Genomic DNA, 13978 nt, shown 5'->3' with positions numbered 1-13978 from the left:
ATCTGTCAATAGAAGAAAGAGTAGAGAATGGCGAAACGGGACGTCTTGTGGCCCATAGAACCGCACACCAAGGGCAAGCATTTAGTGCTCGAGAATTACCTCGCCGCTTGGTGGCCAATTATGGCGTCATCAAACAAGCGAGTATTGTTCATCGATGGTTTTGCTGGTCCAGGAAAATACAGTGGAGAAGAAGATGGATCTCCGATAATCGCGATGCGCTCGTTATTAAACAGCCCTCGCCGTATGTTGCGCAGCCACGTACAATTCCGATTCATCGAAGCAGATTCCACGTCAGCGGAACATCTCAAATCGCTTTGTGAGCGGTGGAAGGAGTCACTCCCGCCCAACTGTGGCTTGCAGGTCATTCCAGGAGCATTCGACGAGCACTTAACCAGCGTTATGGATGATTTGGAAAAGCAGAGTACGGCGCTCGATCCGGCGTTCGTAATGATAGACCCCTTCGGCGTATCGGGCACGCCCATGAGTGTCGTGCGACGAATCTTCAAGAATCCACGTTCGGAAGTACTGATAACATATATGTACGAGTACATCAACCGATTCAAGTCAACGTACTCGTTTGAGCATAAACTCGACGAGTTATATGGTTGTGCCAACTGGCGGCAAGCGCTAGAAGAGATTGATCCGGCGCGACGAGATCGAATTCTCTTTGATGTTTACGAGAAACAGTTGAGAGCTGCCGGAGCTCGCTATGTCCTGCGATTCAACTTGTTCAAAGGAGGCAGACTGTTCTACGCACTCTTTTTTGGCACACAGGATCTCACCGGCTGTGACAAAATGAAACAGGCAATGTGGAAGGTTGCTCCAGACGGTGACTTCGCATTTCATGGCTACCATACCGAACAACTGACGCTCGGCCTTGAGACTGTCGACTTCGTACCTCTTATGAATGAGCTATCCGGTCGATTTCGTAATTCGGGATGGGTAAAGATTGAAGAAATTGAGAATTTCGTGCGTTCCGATGAGACGGACTATCACTCTGGACATTTGAAGGTGAAAACCTTAAGGCCTATGGAAAGTGAAGGGACGATTCTCGTAGATGAGAAGACTCGTCGTAGAAAGTTTGCGTACACGCCGGGCACGCGGATTCGATTCGTTTAGCTAATACATCCCGTACGGATCCAAATCGATCTTCAATTTCGTCTTCGCCGTTATCGAATTCTGCGTATAGGCGTCTCTCACCGCTCGACAGAGGGTATTGAGGCGTTTGGGGCTTCGGGAGAGCAGACCGAGGTTCCAGCGGTAGAGCTTTTTCACGCGCCGGATGGTGGCGGGGGAGGGACCGAGCGTTTCGAGGCCCTCGAATCCGAGCGACACGATGTGTTCGCGCGCGAGACGGTGGAGAATACCGGCGCAATGCTCTGCGAGTTCCGGGTCTTCGCACTCGATCATGATGTTCGCCATGCGGCGGAATGGCGGATACTTCGCGCGCTCGCGCTCCTTGATCTCGCGCGCGAAGAACGCCGCGTAGTCGTGGTGCGCGGCGGCCTGCACCGCGTAATGGTTCGGGCGAAACGTCTGGATGATCACACGGCCGGGTTTGTCGCCGCGGCCCGCGCGGCCCGCCACCTGGGTCAGCAATTGAAACGTCGTTTCCGCGGCGCGAAAATCGGGCAGGCCGAGTCCCGTGTCGGCATGAATCACGCCGACCAAGGTCACCCCGGGGTAGTCGTGGCCCTTCGCGATCATCTGCGTGCCCACGAGCACGTCGATCTCGCCCGCGGCCAGCCGCCCCAGAATCTTCGCATGGCCGCCCTTTCCGCTCGTCGTGTCGGCGTCCATCCGCGCAATGCGCGCGTCGGGGAACGATTTCTGCAGATAGTCTTCGATCTTCTGCGTGCCCATGCCGAGATACAACAGGGGATTGAAGTGGCACTCGTCGCAGACCTGCGGCACGTCGCGCCGCGTGTTGCAGTAATGGCAACTCAGGAACGCGCCCTTCGCGTGGTACGTCATCGTCACGCAACAGTCCGGGCACTGCGCGCACCACCCGCACTTTGGACACAACACAAACGGCGCAAAACCGCGGCGATTGAGCAGCAGCAATACTTGATCGCCGGCGCTCAGGCGCGCTCCTATCGCCTCCTCGAGCCGCCGCGAAATCATGAGCTGCATGCCCGCTTCGCGATTCTCCGTGCGCATGTCCACGACTTCCACTTCCGGCAGCAGCGCGTTCGTTGCGCGCTTGCGCAATTCGATGCGCACGGATTTTCCCGACTCGCTGTTGTAATACGACTCGATCGACGGCGTCGCCGACCCGAGCACGCACACCGCGCCGTTCAGTTTCGCGCGCATGATCGCAACGTCGCGCGCGTGGTAGCGCGGTGTCTCGCCCTGCTTGTATGAGGTGTCGTGTTCCTCGTCCACGACAATGATTCCGAGCCGCGGCAGCGGCGCAAAAATCGCCGAGCGCGCTCCGACGACGATGCGCACCTCTCCACGCTGCGCGCGCCGCCACTCGTCGTAGCGCTCGCCCGCGCCGAGACCGCTGTGCAGCACGGCGATGTCTGCTTGAAAGCGCGCCTTGAATCGCCCCACGGTCTGCGGCGTCAGCGAAATCTCGGGCACAAGGATTATCGCCGTGCGATCCAGCGCCAGCGCGCGCTCGATCGCCTGAAGATATACCTCGGTCTTTCCGCTGCCCGTAATGCCCTGTAACAGAAACGCCTGGAACTGCGAAGACTCCATGGCCGTGGAGATCGCGTGAAAAGCCGCGGCCTGGTCGCCATTGAGAACGTGCTTCTGCGCGGCGCGTCCGTCGGCATGGAGATCGGGCATGCGGTAGAACTCGCGCTCGAACCGCTCGACGAGACCACGCTGCTCCAGTTGCCGCAACACCGCCGAATCGATGCCATGCTGTTCGTACAACGCGCTCGCGACGCGCTCCGGCTCGTTGTTCAGCAGGTCAAGGTAGACCGCTGCCTGGCGCGGCGCGCGGCGCTGCATCCGTTCCAATTCCGCCTGCAGCGGTATTGCCGTTTCGACGATCCGCACGCACGTCTCGGTGGCAATGGAGACGCTGGCGTCCGCTGCAAGGGGTTCCGCGCGGACAATCCCGCGCGCGACGAGAGACTTCAACGTGTTGCTCAATGCGGTAGATCCAACCGTCTTCGCCAATTGCTTCTCCGTCAGCGTGCCACGGCTGTGCAGCGTGGCAATGATTTTGCGCTGCTTGTCTGTGAACCTGCCCGCGGCGATCTGGGCGAGATCGAGCGTGTACTTCATCTTGGTCCGAATCGTAATGCCCGCGGGAACGGCCGATTGCAGCGCCTCGCCCCACGAGCAGCAGTAGTACTCCGCGATCCACTTGCACAGTTCAAGCAACTCGCCGGAAAAGATTGGAGTGTCGTCCGGAAGATCGATCAGCGGCCGAATATTCGCAACATCACTCGTTGCATCGAGTTCGACTATCGTCCCCGTTTCGACACGTTTTTGAAACGGGACGACGGCGCGCATGCCTACCGTGGCGCGGTGGCGCAGCGAGTTCGGGACCGCGTAGGTGAAAGGCTGTTCGAGCGGCAGCGGCAGAACGACCCGCGCAAATGCGCGGAAATCGGGAACCGGAGATTGGGTTTCGGATTTCGGGTTTGACAGGTCGGGCATCTTGCGTTAATCGTTTATGTTCTTTCGTGCTCGTGCTCGTGCTCGTGCTCGTAATCGTAATCGATCTTGGAATGCATGTGCCGTAGCGATGGACCACGCCAGAATCATCAAGGCAAAAACGGAGCAATACGAGGACTATGATGCGGCACAAATGAGTCGAATTGTCCCCTATTCAAAGACGATTTCTCCCGCGGGGCCCGGAGCTGCATTGACGACGACGCTTTCGCGGAGCGATCGTTCATCCAGGTCTGCCGCTTTTGGCGCGATACCACGGTACTCACCGCTGGCGATGTACGCCCGGATGCCGTCCGCGATACGTTCTGCGTAGGCGGCCTCAACCAGGGCAAGTACGGCCCCGGCGATGCCCGCGCCCGTGAGCGACGCGCCGAGTGCGCCTGCGTGGATGGCGCAGTCTACGATTGCGTCGAGCGCGCGGCTGCTCGCGCCATACGCGCCGGGCACCCGCGCGACAGGCGTTTGCTGCGCGGCGAGCAGGCGAAGCGCCTCGTCGCTCACGTCGTGCGACCATGGCATACCCATCGCGTCGAACAGGCGATCGCCATCGTGCCCGAGTGTCATGTAGTACCCGGTCACCTCGTGATCGCCGTGCAGCAGCGCGTCTACGAACAAGCGGGCGCGCTCGGATTCCGCGAGGCCGAACAACAGGGGGCCGCGAATCGTAAACGAGGTGGGGCGAGCCGGACCCGGCACCGGACCAAAGTACCGTTCGTACGTTTCTTCGAGGACCGGCAACGCGTACCGCGTCCGCAACTCGTCCAGCGAAACGGTTTGCGGCACGCGCGCGAGCCAGCTATACAACGCACGCACGCCGCCGAGAGGTTCGAGCTGGGGTGCGGCGAAGTCGCTCAGCCGCGTCATGCGTTCGAGGCGGTCGAGCGGTACGCCGCTTTTCGCCATCTCCTGGTGAAGGATTTCCAGAGCGAGCGAGTAGGCGAACCGGTTCCGTGTGTAGTTGATCTGCTGCGCGCCGCTGATGCTGCGGCCGGTATGTGAATCGATGACGAGGACCGCCAAATCCCTGGGAAACGCCATGCGCCGCACGTGCGCCACGTTCGCGGGCGATGCCGCGGGCGCAAAGTTCACCACCTCGTTTGCGCCGGGCAACAGCATGCCGGATTGGTCGCTGGTGCCGATACGCGCACCGGCGAACCACTCAATGTCCTGCGCGATCGTAATGAGCGCAGCGGCGTCGACGGACTTGTCGTTCCATGCGCACGCGCTCATGAACGCCGCGAGCGAAAGCGCCGTGGACGAGCTCAGCGCGGCGCCGCTCGGCAAGTCGCTGCCGACCGCTGCGCGAATGCCGCGAAGCGGTTCCGCCCGCCACTCGTGTTGTGCGCGGAGTACGCTTCCTTCGATGTAGTTCGCCCATGCGCCGCGCTGCCCCACAACGTGTTGGCGCACGGCTTCATCCGTAATAAAGCGCGACCACGACGCACGAAATGTTTCACGACCGGTCCACGCGCGCGCATCGAATAGGACCTCGGAGAATTGGCGGTCGATATTGACGAATGTCGATTGCGGTCCATCGGACGCCGCCGAGACGATCACCAATTCGCGCTGGTGCGTCATGAGATTCAGGTAACCGCCGTGCGTGTCGACGTGCATGCCGCGCAGATTGATGCGGCCCGGACACCGAAACACGCGGACAGGCGCATCGCCGAAACGCGCGGAAAACGCATTCATCACACGGGCGATGAGTTCCACGCGACCAGACACATAGCTTGGATTGCCGTACGACTGCGCCAATGCGTGGTACAGGCCCGGATCGCGATCGGCGATTGCGCGTAGCCACTGCGTGCAGGTACGACTCATGCGGGGAAAAGGCCGAAGCGGAGGCGATGCCGCCGCATTCCATCCGATTTGCATCGCGCAAGCGTACTCACACGCTAATCATAACTCGTGCGGATGCCGTATTGTTGCGCCAACCCACGGATTTGGCCGAGCAGTTCGGGCGTTTCGCCCGTGCGCGTCGCCTCGCCGATAAGGTGGTAGATCTTGCGGAATGCCCAGTTCCGCGCGATGTTCTCATTGCCCTTTGCGGCCTTTGTAAGGTCGGCTTTGAACACGACCTCCTTCTTGCGATCGCCCGCGAGACCCGTCAGGCGCATCGCAAATTCGCGGTCACGCTTGGGATCAAATCGGCCGTACACGGTGACAACTTGCCCCTTGTAGAAATCCGGGATTTGTCTGGGGAAAACGCCGGCGTCGTTGATTCGCCCGTAGTCCGCGGCGCAATCCACCAGAATCGGGTCGCTCAAGCGCGAGAAGAAATCCGGAAGTTTGCGGTTCATATCGTCGATCTGCGGCACGACATCGCACTCGCCCTTGTTGCGATACGCGAGCAAATCGAGCAAATGTTGGTTCACCGTGTTTCCGCCGGAAAACGCGTAGATGCTGTACTTCGAGTTGTTCTGATCGGTAAGCGAATTGATGAGCGTGCGTCCATCGAGGATACCCGTGGTCGGCTTGCCGTCCGACACGACGAATACGATGCCGGGAACACCCGCGCGCGGCGTCTGGTTGATCACCGGGCGAATGCCTTCGTACACGTCCGTCTTGCCGCGCGATTCGAGTCCCTTGAGAAACTGCGCGGCCGCGTTCTTATTCTGCGCGGTAGCGGGAATCAGGTCGGGCTGGAACAAAGTAGGCGTATCGCGAAAAACGACGACGTTGAACCGGTCATCCTCGCGCAGGTTCTGGATGCTGCGCTGCACGCCGCGCGCGGCCTGATCGAGTTTGCGTTGGATGATGCTGCTCGATGCGTCGATGGCGAAGGTCACATCCTTTGGAAGAATCGGAAGCGATTCACCTTCCTTCGGTACGATTTGGAGGCGGAAGTACCCTTCCCGCTCGTTCGCCGGCACAAACGTCTCCAGTTGCATCGTGACCGTGTCGTCCATGAAATCGAAGCGCTTGTTCCTGACGATCTCGTTCACGACCGGGGCCCGCGCCACAACCTTTTCCATCGGCAGTTCGGGGAGCGCGCGCAGAACATCCTCCGAAAGATCGGCGAGCGGCGATTCGCGCGACGGTTTGAGGGGGTCTGGCTCATCCATAGGCTGATCGCCCGGTCCCGATTCGGCGCCGGGCTTCGCGGATCCCCCGCCGAGCGCCAGCGGATCGATCATGAGTGCGTCGTCCGTAGCCAGTCCAGACAGACCGCGAATGACGGGATGCGCGTCTTCCGGCAAGATACGCGTTGAACTCGGCGCGACAAGCCGGCGCTCGACCTGAACGTCCCTGCGCGCGGCATCTTCCGAAATCTCGATAATCTTCGCATCGAGCTGCCGTTGGATCACATCGGTTGGAATGGCCGGTTCCAGGGAGGCGAGTTTGTCTTGCGCCACACGCTGATCCAGGTTTGGCACGTCGATAGTTTGCGAAAGCGCGGTATCCGTTTGATCGATTGGCGCGAGCGCGTCCTGCAGCAGATCGATAACCGAACCGGGGCGCGTGGCAAGGCCGGTGCCGGGCGCGCCCGGCGCGGCATCGAGGTGCATCAGTTCGGATTCGTCGAGCAGCCGCACGCGCATCGTATCCGGGCGCAGACCTTCCGGCATGCCCCTGCCCAAGAAAGACACGCTAGGCGATGCCGCGAGCAAGCCGACGTGCACCAGCAACGACAGCGCGACGCTGCCGGCCAACACGGCATTGCGGCTCAGTTGCTCGTCCATATTTCAGCCCAACTCGCCCAAGCGCGCCTTGGCCTTGCCGGCCTGCTCGGAATCGGGGTAGGCCTTGGCGAGGTCTTGGTATGCGCGTTTCGCGTTCGTCGTATCGCTCGCTTTCTCGAAGCACTGGCCCGCGCGCCACAACGATTCCGGGCCGCGCTCGGGATCGAGAAACATCAGGTGTATCTGTAAATAACTCTTTGCCGCCCCCGCGAATTCCTGTTTTCCTTCAAGCAGTTCGGCGATGCGAAAGCGCGCCGAAGCCGCGGTCCCGCCTGTGTTGGTCGTAGCCGCCTGCTCGTAGTAGTCAAGCGCTTTTTCGATGTCGTTCTTGCTCTCGAATAACTTGGCCATGCGAAACTTTGCCTCGACCGCCGAACTGCTCAACGGCGCCGTGTCCACGACGCCCTGATACAGCTCTATGGCCCTCTCGGCGTTGCCGGCCCGGTCGCTGCATTCCGCGATGCGGAATTTCACGCGCTCGGGCGTCGGGTAATCCGGCACGCCTTTGAGCAGCGCGGCATACACCTTCGCCGCGTCCTCCCACTTTTTCTGGCCGAAGAGGTGTTCCGCAGCCCAGCCGTAGGTTTGCTCATTCAGCTTCACCTCGGGAAAGCCGGAGACAACCTGCAGAAACGCATCCGCCGCTCCATCTAGGTCTTTCGTTTGATAGCGCGCCTGCGCGAGGCCCAGCATCGCGCGCCCCGCAAACGGCCCCTTCGCCTCCACCTGTTGCGCCGCCTGAAACGATTCGATGGCGCGCACCGGGTCCTTCCCATCGCCCAGAAGCTGAAACCCTATGCGCACGAGGGCTTCCGCTTTGTGCGACGTTTCGGGAAACTTCTCGATCAGGGTGCGGAACGCGTCGGCACTCGACTTGAAGTCCTGCGTGTTGTGATAAGCGACCGCCAGGCGGTACAGCGTGAGTTCTTCCTTCTTGGGGTCCGGCGCGCTCTCGAGTACGCGCTTGTATTCCGCGATGGCGTCCGCGAATCTTGCAGCGAGGAACTTCGCGTCGCCCACACGCAGAATCGCCTCCTGCACCAACGCGTGATTGGGATAGGTCGTCGCAAACGTCGCGAACACGTTCGCCGCTTCTTCCATGCGGTTCAACTGCGCGAGACACTCGCCCATCTTGTACATTGCCTCCGGCGCGAACTCGCTCTGCGCGTATTGCTCGGCGACTACGCGGAACTCCTGATACGCCTCCTCGAACTTCTGTTCCGAGTGCAGAATCGTGCCGCGAAGAAACGCCGCGTCGCCCAACAGCGCGGCGTCCTTGTACGTCGCGAGAAAAGTCGAGACTTCCTGCTTCGCGTCCTCCGGCTTGCCGGCGAGGAACAGCGTCCACGCGATCTTATACTGCGCGCGCGCAGCGAACGGAGAATCGGGGTGCTTCTGGAGCAGCGCACGATACGCGTTGATCGCGTCGTCGTATTGGCCCCGCTGCTGCGCACAGTTGCCTTGAAGGTACTCTATGCCGACCGAATTGGGCCCCTGCGGGTATTTATCGAGATACGCGTTCGCGCTGGTGACGGCTTCGGCAATTCTTCCCGCATGGTACTGCGCCCACGCGTAGCCGTAAGCAGACCGTTCCGCATACGGCGAATCGGGAAACTGGTCCTGCACCTGTTTGTAGCGCGTTTCCGCCGCCTCGTACCAGCCGATCGAGTCGTATGCTTCCGCCGCGCGGAACCCACACTCCACCTTCAAAGCGGCGTCAGCGTCCGAATCCGCGACCGCGGAGAACTGAAGCGCCGCGTTCTCACCATCCTTCCTGGCGACATGGACCAACGCAAGCTGGTACCGTGCAAACGGCGCGAGCGCGTTGTCCGGCAATTCGTCGACAATCGCTTTGAAGCAATTCAGCGCCGCATCGAAATTCGACTTGTCGTACTCGAGTTTGCCGAGGTAGTAGAGCGCCCCCGCCCGAAGCTCCGGCGGCGACTCGCTTGTCGTGAGCGACTGGAGGACGGGCGCCGCTTCGTCCAAGCGCTTCAGACGATAGAGCAGCTCACCCTTGCGCAACGTGGCGCGGCCACGATCCGGCGCGGCCGCGCGTGTCGACAACAGCTTGTCGAACGTTTCGAGCGCGGATTCGTGTTTGCCCGCGCTATAGTCGCTCTCGCCCAGGCGGTACAGGGCTGTATCGATGAACTTTCCTTCCGGAAACATGTCGATGTACTTGCGGTACTCGTCCGCGGCGAGGTCGTAGTAGTCGCTGCGGAACAGGCTGTTTGCAAAATCGATCTGGCCCTGCTCGGGGTCCTCCGCGGCGAGCGCGGCGCGGCACAGCGCGGCCGCGGCGATTAGGAGCGAACTAAACAACCGCGTGTCACGGCGATGTGGCAGGCTCTTGTGCGTAGGCAGCAAACGACACATTTTGAATGTCCGCATTTCGGCAACAGTTAAGAACGGCGATTGCGTTTCCAAGCAGCGATTCACGGTCACCGCGAATAATTACCGCGCCGCCCGGAAAGTTTTCCGCGACCCGATTGAGAATGTCCTGCAATTCGGGAATCGTCACCTCCCGGTTGTTTAAGACGATTTTGCCGTCCTTCTTCACATTGATAAAAATCTCGCCGCGCGTGCGCTCGCCGGACACGGCGGAGCTTGCCGTCGGCAACTGCACGTCCACTTCGCTTTCGAGAGAGCCGTACACGTGGGTCGAGAGGAAAAAGATCAAGACCACGAACACGATGTCAACCAGGGCAGTCAACTGCATCGCCTCTTCGGTCTCGAAGGGATGCTTGCCGAACTTCATTCGATCGGCCCTTTGCCCGTAAGCAGTTCCACGAATTCGCTCGCGTGCGCTTCCACGTGCGCAATGATTGTAACCACGCGACCGCGCAAATAGTAATAGAAGATGAACGCGATGATACCGAGGACCAGGCCCGCGGCGGTGGTGACCAAGGCCTGTGCGACGTTATACGCCATAACAATAGACTTGGACTGCGCATCGTTATACGCAATCGCTCCAAACGCGCCCATCATGCCGGTTACGGTGCCGAGCAATCCGAGCATCGGCGCAATCACGCCGATGTTGTTCAGATACGAAATCCGCTGCCAAAGTAGCGCCGCGCGGCGTTCGCCCTCGCTTTCCATGGCTTCCTGGATCACGTACCGATCGTGCCCGTGCATCCGCAGCCCCGCGCGCAACACGTTCGCGATAAATTCGTCGCGGTCTTCGCACATCTGGTACGCGCCTCGCAAATCGCCGGCGCGGATTTGCGCCTGCGCGCGTTTGACGAATTGGAGCGGCACCTCGCGGGCCGGTGTCAACGTAACCATGAAGTAAATAACCAAACTGAGCGCGGCAACGCTCAACAGCATGATGACGATCATGACCGTCCCGCCAGCCTTCACCATGTCCCATAACGTCATCGTTTTAGGGGCACCAGCGGCCTGCTGCGGTGGTTCGGCGGTCGCGGCCGGCGCAGAGGCGGGCGTACTCGGTTCGGGTTGCGTCGTGGCAGTGGGAGCAGGCGCATCGGCGGGCGCAGGATCTTGCCCGAAAGCGGGGCTTGCCAGGTACATCGCACAGATGAATGCGCAGGTGGCCAATCGAACAAGACGGCTGGTAGACACACGAACTGCCGGCCCGAAAACGTCCATCGGGATAAGCTCCTTTGATCGAAGGGCAGCCCGCGTTCGCGCCAGAACACGACACCCCGTGGACGTATTATGCCTTTACCCGGCAAAAGGTTGCAAAGAGTAATTACCGGACACGGGCCGTGTCCGGTAATTACTTGCACGAGAAGAATGTTAGAACTTCAGACCAGTGTCGAAGTAGAAGTAGTCGGCGTCGTCATCGTCGCTACCGCCGCTGAATTCAAGGCCATAGCGGTGAATGAAGTTGCCGTCTCCAAGCCCGTCGCCGGTGAAAAGGTGTTCCCAGCCCACCTTGAAAAACAAATCTTCCGAATACTGATAGTTTAGATACAAGTGCGTCGTCACGCCGATGTCGTCATCCGACTCTTCGGTCCAGAAGCTGAGCGCGGGCGCGACCGGAATCTTGAACTCGCCGACGGTTACCGTTACCGGAGAGTCGAACGTTTCGTCAACGCCGTACATCGCGACTTGCAGTCCAGCGGTGATGGCTTCTGTCGGGTGCGCGGTAACGCCGCCGCGGACTTGCCAGAAGTTCGACATGTCCTGTCCGATTTCCATAATCATGCTGTACGGCTTACCGGGGAACAGGCGGTTGAACGAAACGCTCGCCTCGGCGCGATAGAACGGGTTTAGCCACTCGATGAAACTCAGGTCGCGGTTGTCCTCGCCCTCGAAGTACGCGCCGCCGAGGTACACGCGCGGGTTCCACGCCATGTCGATCGTGTACCCCACTTCGAGGTCACCGGCCCACGCGTCAAACTCCGCATCGTCATCGCCGTAGAGGAAACCGGTTGGTTTGAAGCCGAACCCGACGCTTCCGGCATCGCCAAACTGGTATGCAAGTTCGAGGTCGTAATCGAAGCCCGTCGAGTTGCCGAAAAGGCGCAGTCCGACGGTGTGCATATTGGTTGGATCGTAATCGTCGAGGTCAAACAGGTCCTCGAGCCACTCGATCGGCGCGACGAAATTCGTGTCGTTTAGACTGCGCCCGTCGCGGATGTACATCCAATAGACCGATGCGTTCAGCCAATCGACCGCGTGGCAGGTCGCGTAAATTCCGTAGAAGTCCGTGTCACCGTCCTCTTCGTCGATCCCGCGCTCGTTGAGCTTGCTGAACCATGCGTCAATGTCGACCGTGTCAAGGCTGTATGTCGCGCGGACGGCGTCGAAAGACCGGCCGATAATCGCTGTGGTGATGTCGTCCACGAGCCAACCCTTGCCCATCTTCATTTCCTGCCGGCCAATGCGCAGGCGCAAGGGCAGGCCGAACGTTTCGTTCGTCTCTATGTACGACTGATAAACCTCGACGTCGTTCCCCGTCACCGCGCGGTTGTCGGTGCCGGTAATGTAGTTCGATCGGAACTCCTCGCCCCAGATGTCGTAGGACTCGAGTTCGATGAATGCGGCGACCTCGTTTGTGAAGTCCGCTTTCACATTCAGCCGAGTGCGTTGTTCGACGAAATCAAGATCGTGATCGCGATCGTCCCAGTCATACCGGCTCACGACGCCGAACGGACCGATGGGCCGTTTCGGCACGAAGAAGTTCGGAATCCTGATTTCCCCCGGGCCGTTGATGCCCGTCTCGTACGTGTTTGTCCAGTATCGTGCACGAATACGCACTTCCCCGCCGACATCGACGTTTTGAAGCTCCGCGTACGCGCCGCACGCCAATACGATTCCTGCCAACGCAACCAATGATTTCTTCATGTCCACTTTCCCCTTCCGCGGTAGGCCACTCGAACGCCGCGTCGCTACGCGATCGCCATTGCGGCGTGCGCGTCCTCAACGGCGTTTTCCCCAATCCCCTTCAATCCGTACTTTTCGACCAGCACGTTCAGCACGTTCGGCGTGACAAATGCCGGCAGCGCAGGTCCGAGCGTGATATTTTTCATGCCAAGGTAAAGCAATGTCAGCAGGACCGCAACGGCCTTCTGTTCGAACCAAGATATCACGAGGGTCAGCGGCAAATCATTCACGCCGCAGTTGAACGCCTTCGCCAGCGCGAGCGCGACCTGAATCGCGCCGTAGGCGTCGTTGCACTGGCCCATGTCCAGAAAGCGCGGGATACCGTCCGCCATGCCATATTCGTAGTCGCGAATGCGATACTTGCCGCAGCCAAGCGTAAGGATGACAGACTCCTTCGGCAGGGCTTGCGCATATTCGCTAAAGTAGTTCCGGCCCGGTTCGGCGCCGTCGCAGCCGCCGATTAAGAAGAAGCGCTTAATCTTTCCGGTCTTCACCGCATCGACGACCTTGTCCGCCAGTCCAAGAATGACGCTGTGGTGGAAACCCACAGTAGACTTCTTCAGCGGCGTCGGCGTAAGTGGCCCGATTTCGAGCGCCTTCGCGATGACTTGCGAGAAATCGTTTGTCTTGATGCGTGTCACGCCTGGCACCGCCGTCACTCGCGTGGTATACAGCCTATCGGCGTAGTTGTTGCCCGCCCAGGGAATTAGGACACAGTTCGTTGTCGCGACAGTCGGGCCGGGAAATGCGCGAAACTCGACGCGCTGTTTTTGCCATGCCCCGCCGTAGTGTCCCGCGAGGTGCGGATACTTCATTAGTCCGGGGTACATGTGCGCAGGGAGCATCTCTCCGTGCGTGTACACCTTGATACCCTTGCCCGCACTCTGTTCGAGGATGTCCCTCAGGTCGACCAGATCGTGGCCCGTCACGAGAATGCCCGGTCCTTCCTGAATACCCTCGATCACTTCGGTGGGCTGCGGTTGGCCGAACATTTCGACGTGCCCGCGATCGAGCAGTTCCATCGTCTTGTAGTTCATGCGCCCGCATTCGAGCACCAGAGCGAGCAGGCTTTCCATGTCAAAGTTCACGTTCGTGACCGTCGCAAACATCGCCTCTTCGATAAACGCCTCGACCTCCTCGTCCGTTTTTCCCAGGCGGCGCGCGTGGTGTTTGTACGCGCACATGCCCTTCAACCCGTACAACAGAATCTTCTGCAGGGACTCGATGTCCGGGTCCTTTCCGCACACGCCGATTTCGGTACACGCCGTTCCGTGCGCGGTTTGCTCACATTGATCGCAATGCAT

Annotated in this window: 9 protein-coding genes; 1 reads left to right on the top strand and 8 read right to left on the bottom strand. The window is 60.0% G+C overall.

Annotation, left to right across the window (positions count from 1 at the left end):
- The first annotated feature begins 27 nt into the window (after nt 1-27).
- The gene (tcmP, locus tag HUU46_10050; GenBank protein ID NUM53973.1) at nt 28-1119 is read left to right on the top strand and encodes a three-Cys-motif partner protein TcmP; all 1092 of its coding nucleotides are present in this window, start codon (nt 28-30) and stop codon (nt 1117-1119) included.
- On the opposite strand, the gene priA is transcribed toward tcmP, so the two are convergent.
- The 8 genes from priA to hcp all read right to left on the bottom strand — a co-directional run bounded on the left by priA (nt 1120) and on the right by hcp (nt 13978).
- Entirely contained in the window at nt 1120-3621 is a 2502-nt protein-coding gene (gene priA, locus HUU46_10045) for a primosomal protein N' (GenBank protein NUM53972.1), read from the bottom strand.
- Between the two features lie 168 nt (nt 3622-3789).
- Entirely contained in the window at nt 3790-5457 is a 1668-nt protein-coding gene (locus HUU46_10040) for a hypothetical protein (protein ID NUM53971.1), read from the bottom strand.
- 74 nt (nt 5458-5531) lie between these two features.
- Entirely contained in the window at nt 5532-7319 is a 1788-nt protein-coding gene (locus HUU46_10035; GenBank protein NUM53970.1) for a VWA domain-containing protein, read from the bottom strand.
- A gap of 3 nt (nt 7320-7322) precedes the next feature.
- Nucleotides 7323-9698: a tetratricopeptide repeat protein gene (locus HUU46_10030; protein NUM53969.1), complete on the bottom strand. Its 2376-nt coding sequence runs from the start codon at nt 9696-9698 to the stop codon at nt 7323-7325.
- Entirely contained in the window at nt 9652-10080 is a 429-nt protein-coding gene (locus HUU46_10025) for a biopolymer transporter ExbD (protein ID NUM53968.1), read from the bottom strand. The genes HUU46_10030 and HUU46_10025 overlap by 47 nt, the downstream gene beginning before the upstream one ends.
- Nucleotides 10077-10700: a MotA/TolQ/ExbB proton channel family protein gene (locus HUU46_10020; protein ID NUM53967.1), complete on the bottom strand. Its 624-nt coding sequence runs from the start codon at nt 10698-10700 to the stop codon at nt 10077-10079. Before HUU46_10020 ends, HUU46_10025 begins: the two co-directional genes overlap by 4 nt.
- Nucleotides 10701-11081: 381 nt before the next feature.
- The gene (locus tag HUU46_10015; GenBank protein ID NUM53966.1) at nt 11082-12635 is read right to left on the bottom strand and encodes an alginate export family protein; all 1554 of its coding nucleotides are present in this window, start codon (nt 12633-12635) and stop codon (nt 11082-11084) included.
- Nucleotides 12636-12679: 44 nt separating this feature from the next.
- Nucleotides 12680-13978 carry a hydroxylamine reductase gene (hcp, locus tag HUU46_10010; GenBank protein NUM53965.1) on the bottom strand — a complete coding sequence of 433 codons (1299 nt, stop codon included), beginning with the start codon at nt 13976-13978 and terminating at the stop codon, nt 12680-12682.

It is taken from the genome of Candidatus Hydrogenedentota bacterium, from assembly GCA_013359265.1.
GTDB lineage: Bacteria > Hydrogenedentota > Hydrogenedentia > Hydrogenedentales > SLHB01 > JABWCD01.
Note: the sequence above shows the minus strand (reverse complement) of the source record. Positions and strands in the feature narration are given on the sequence as shown.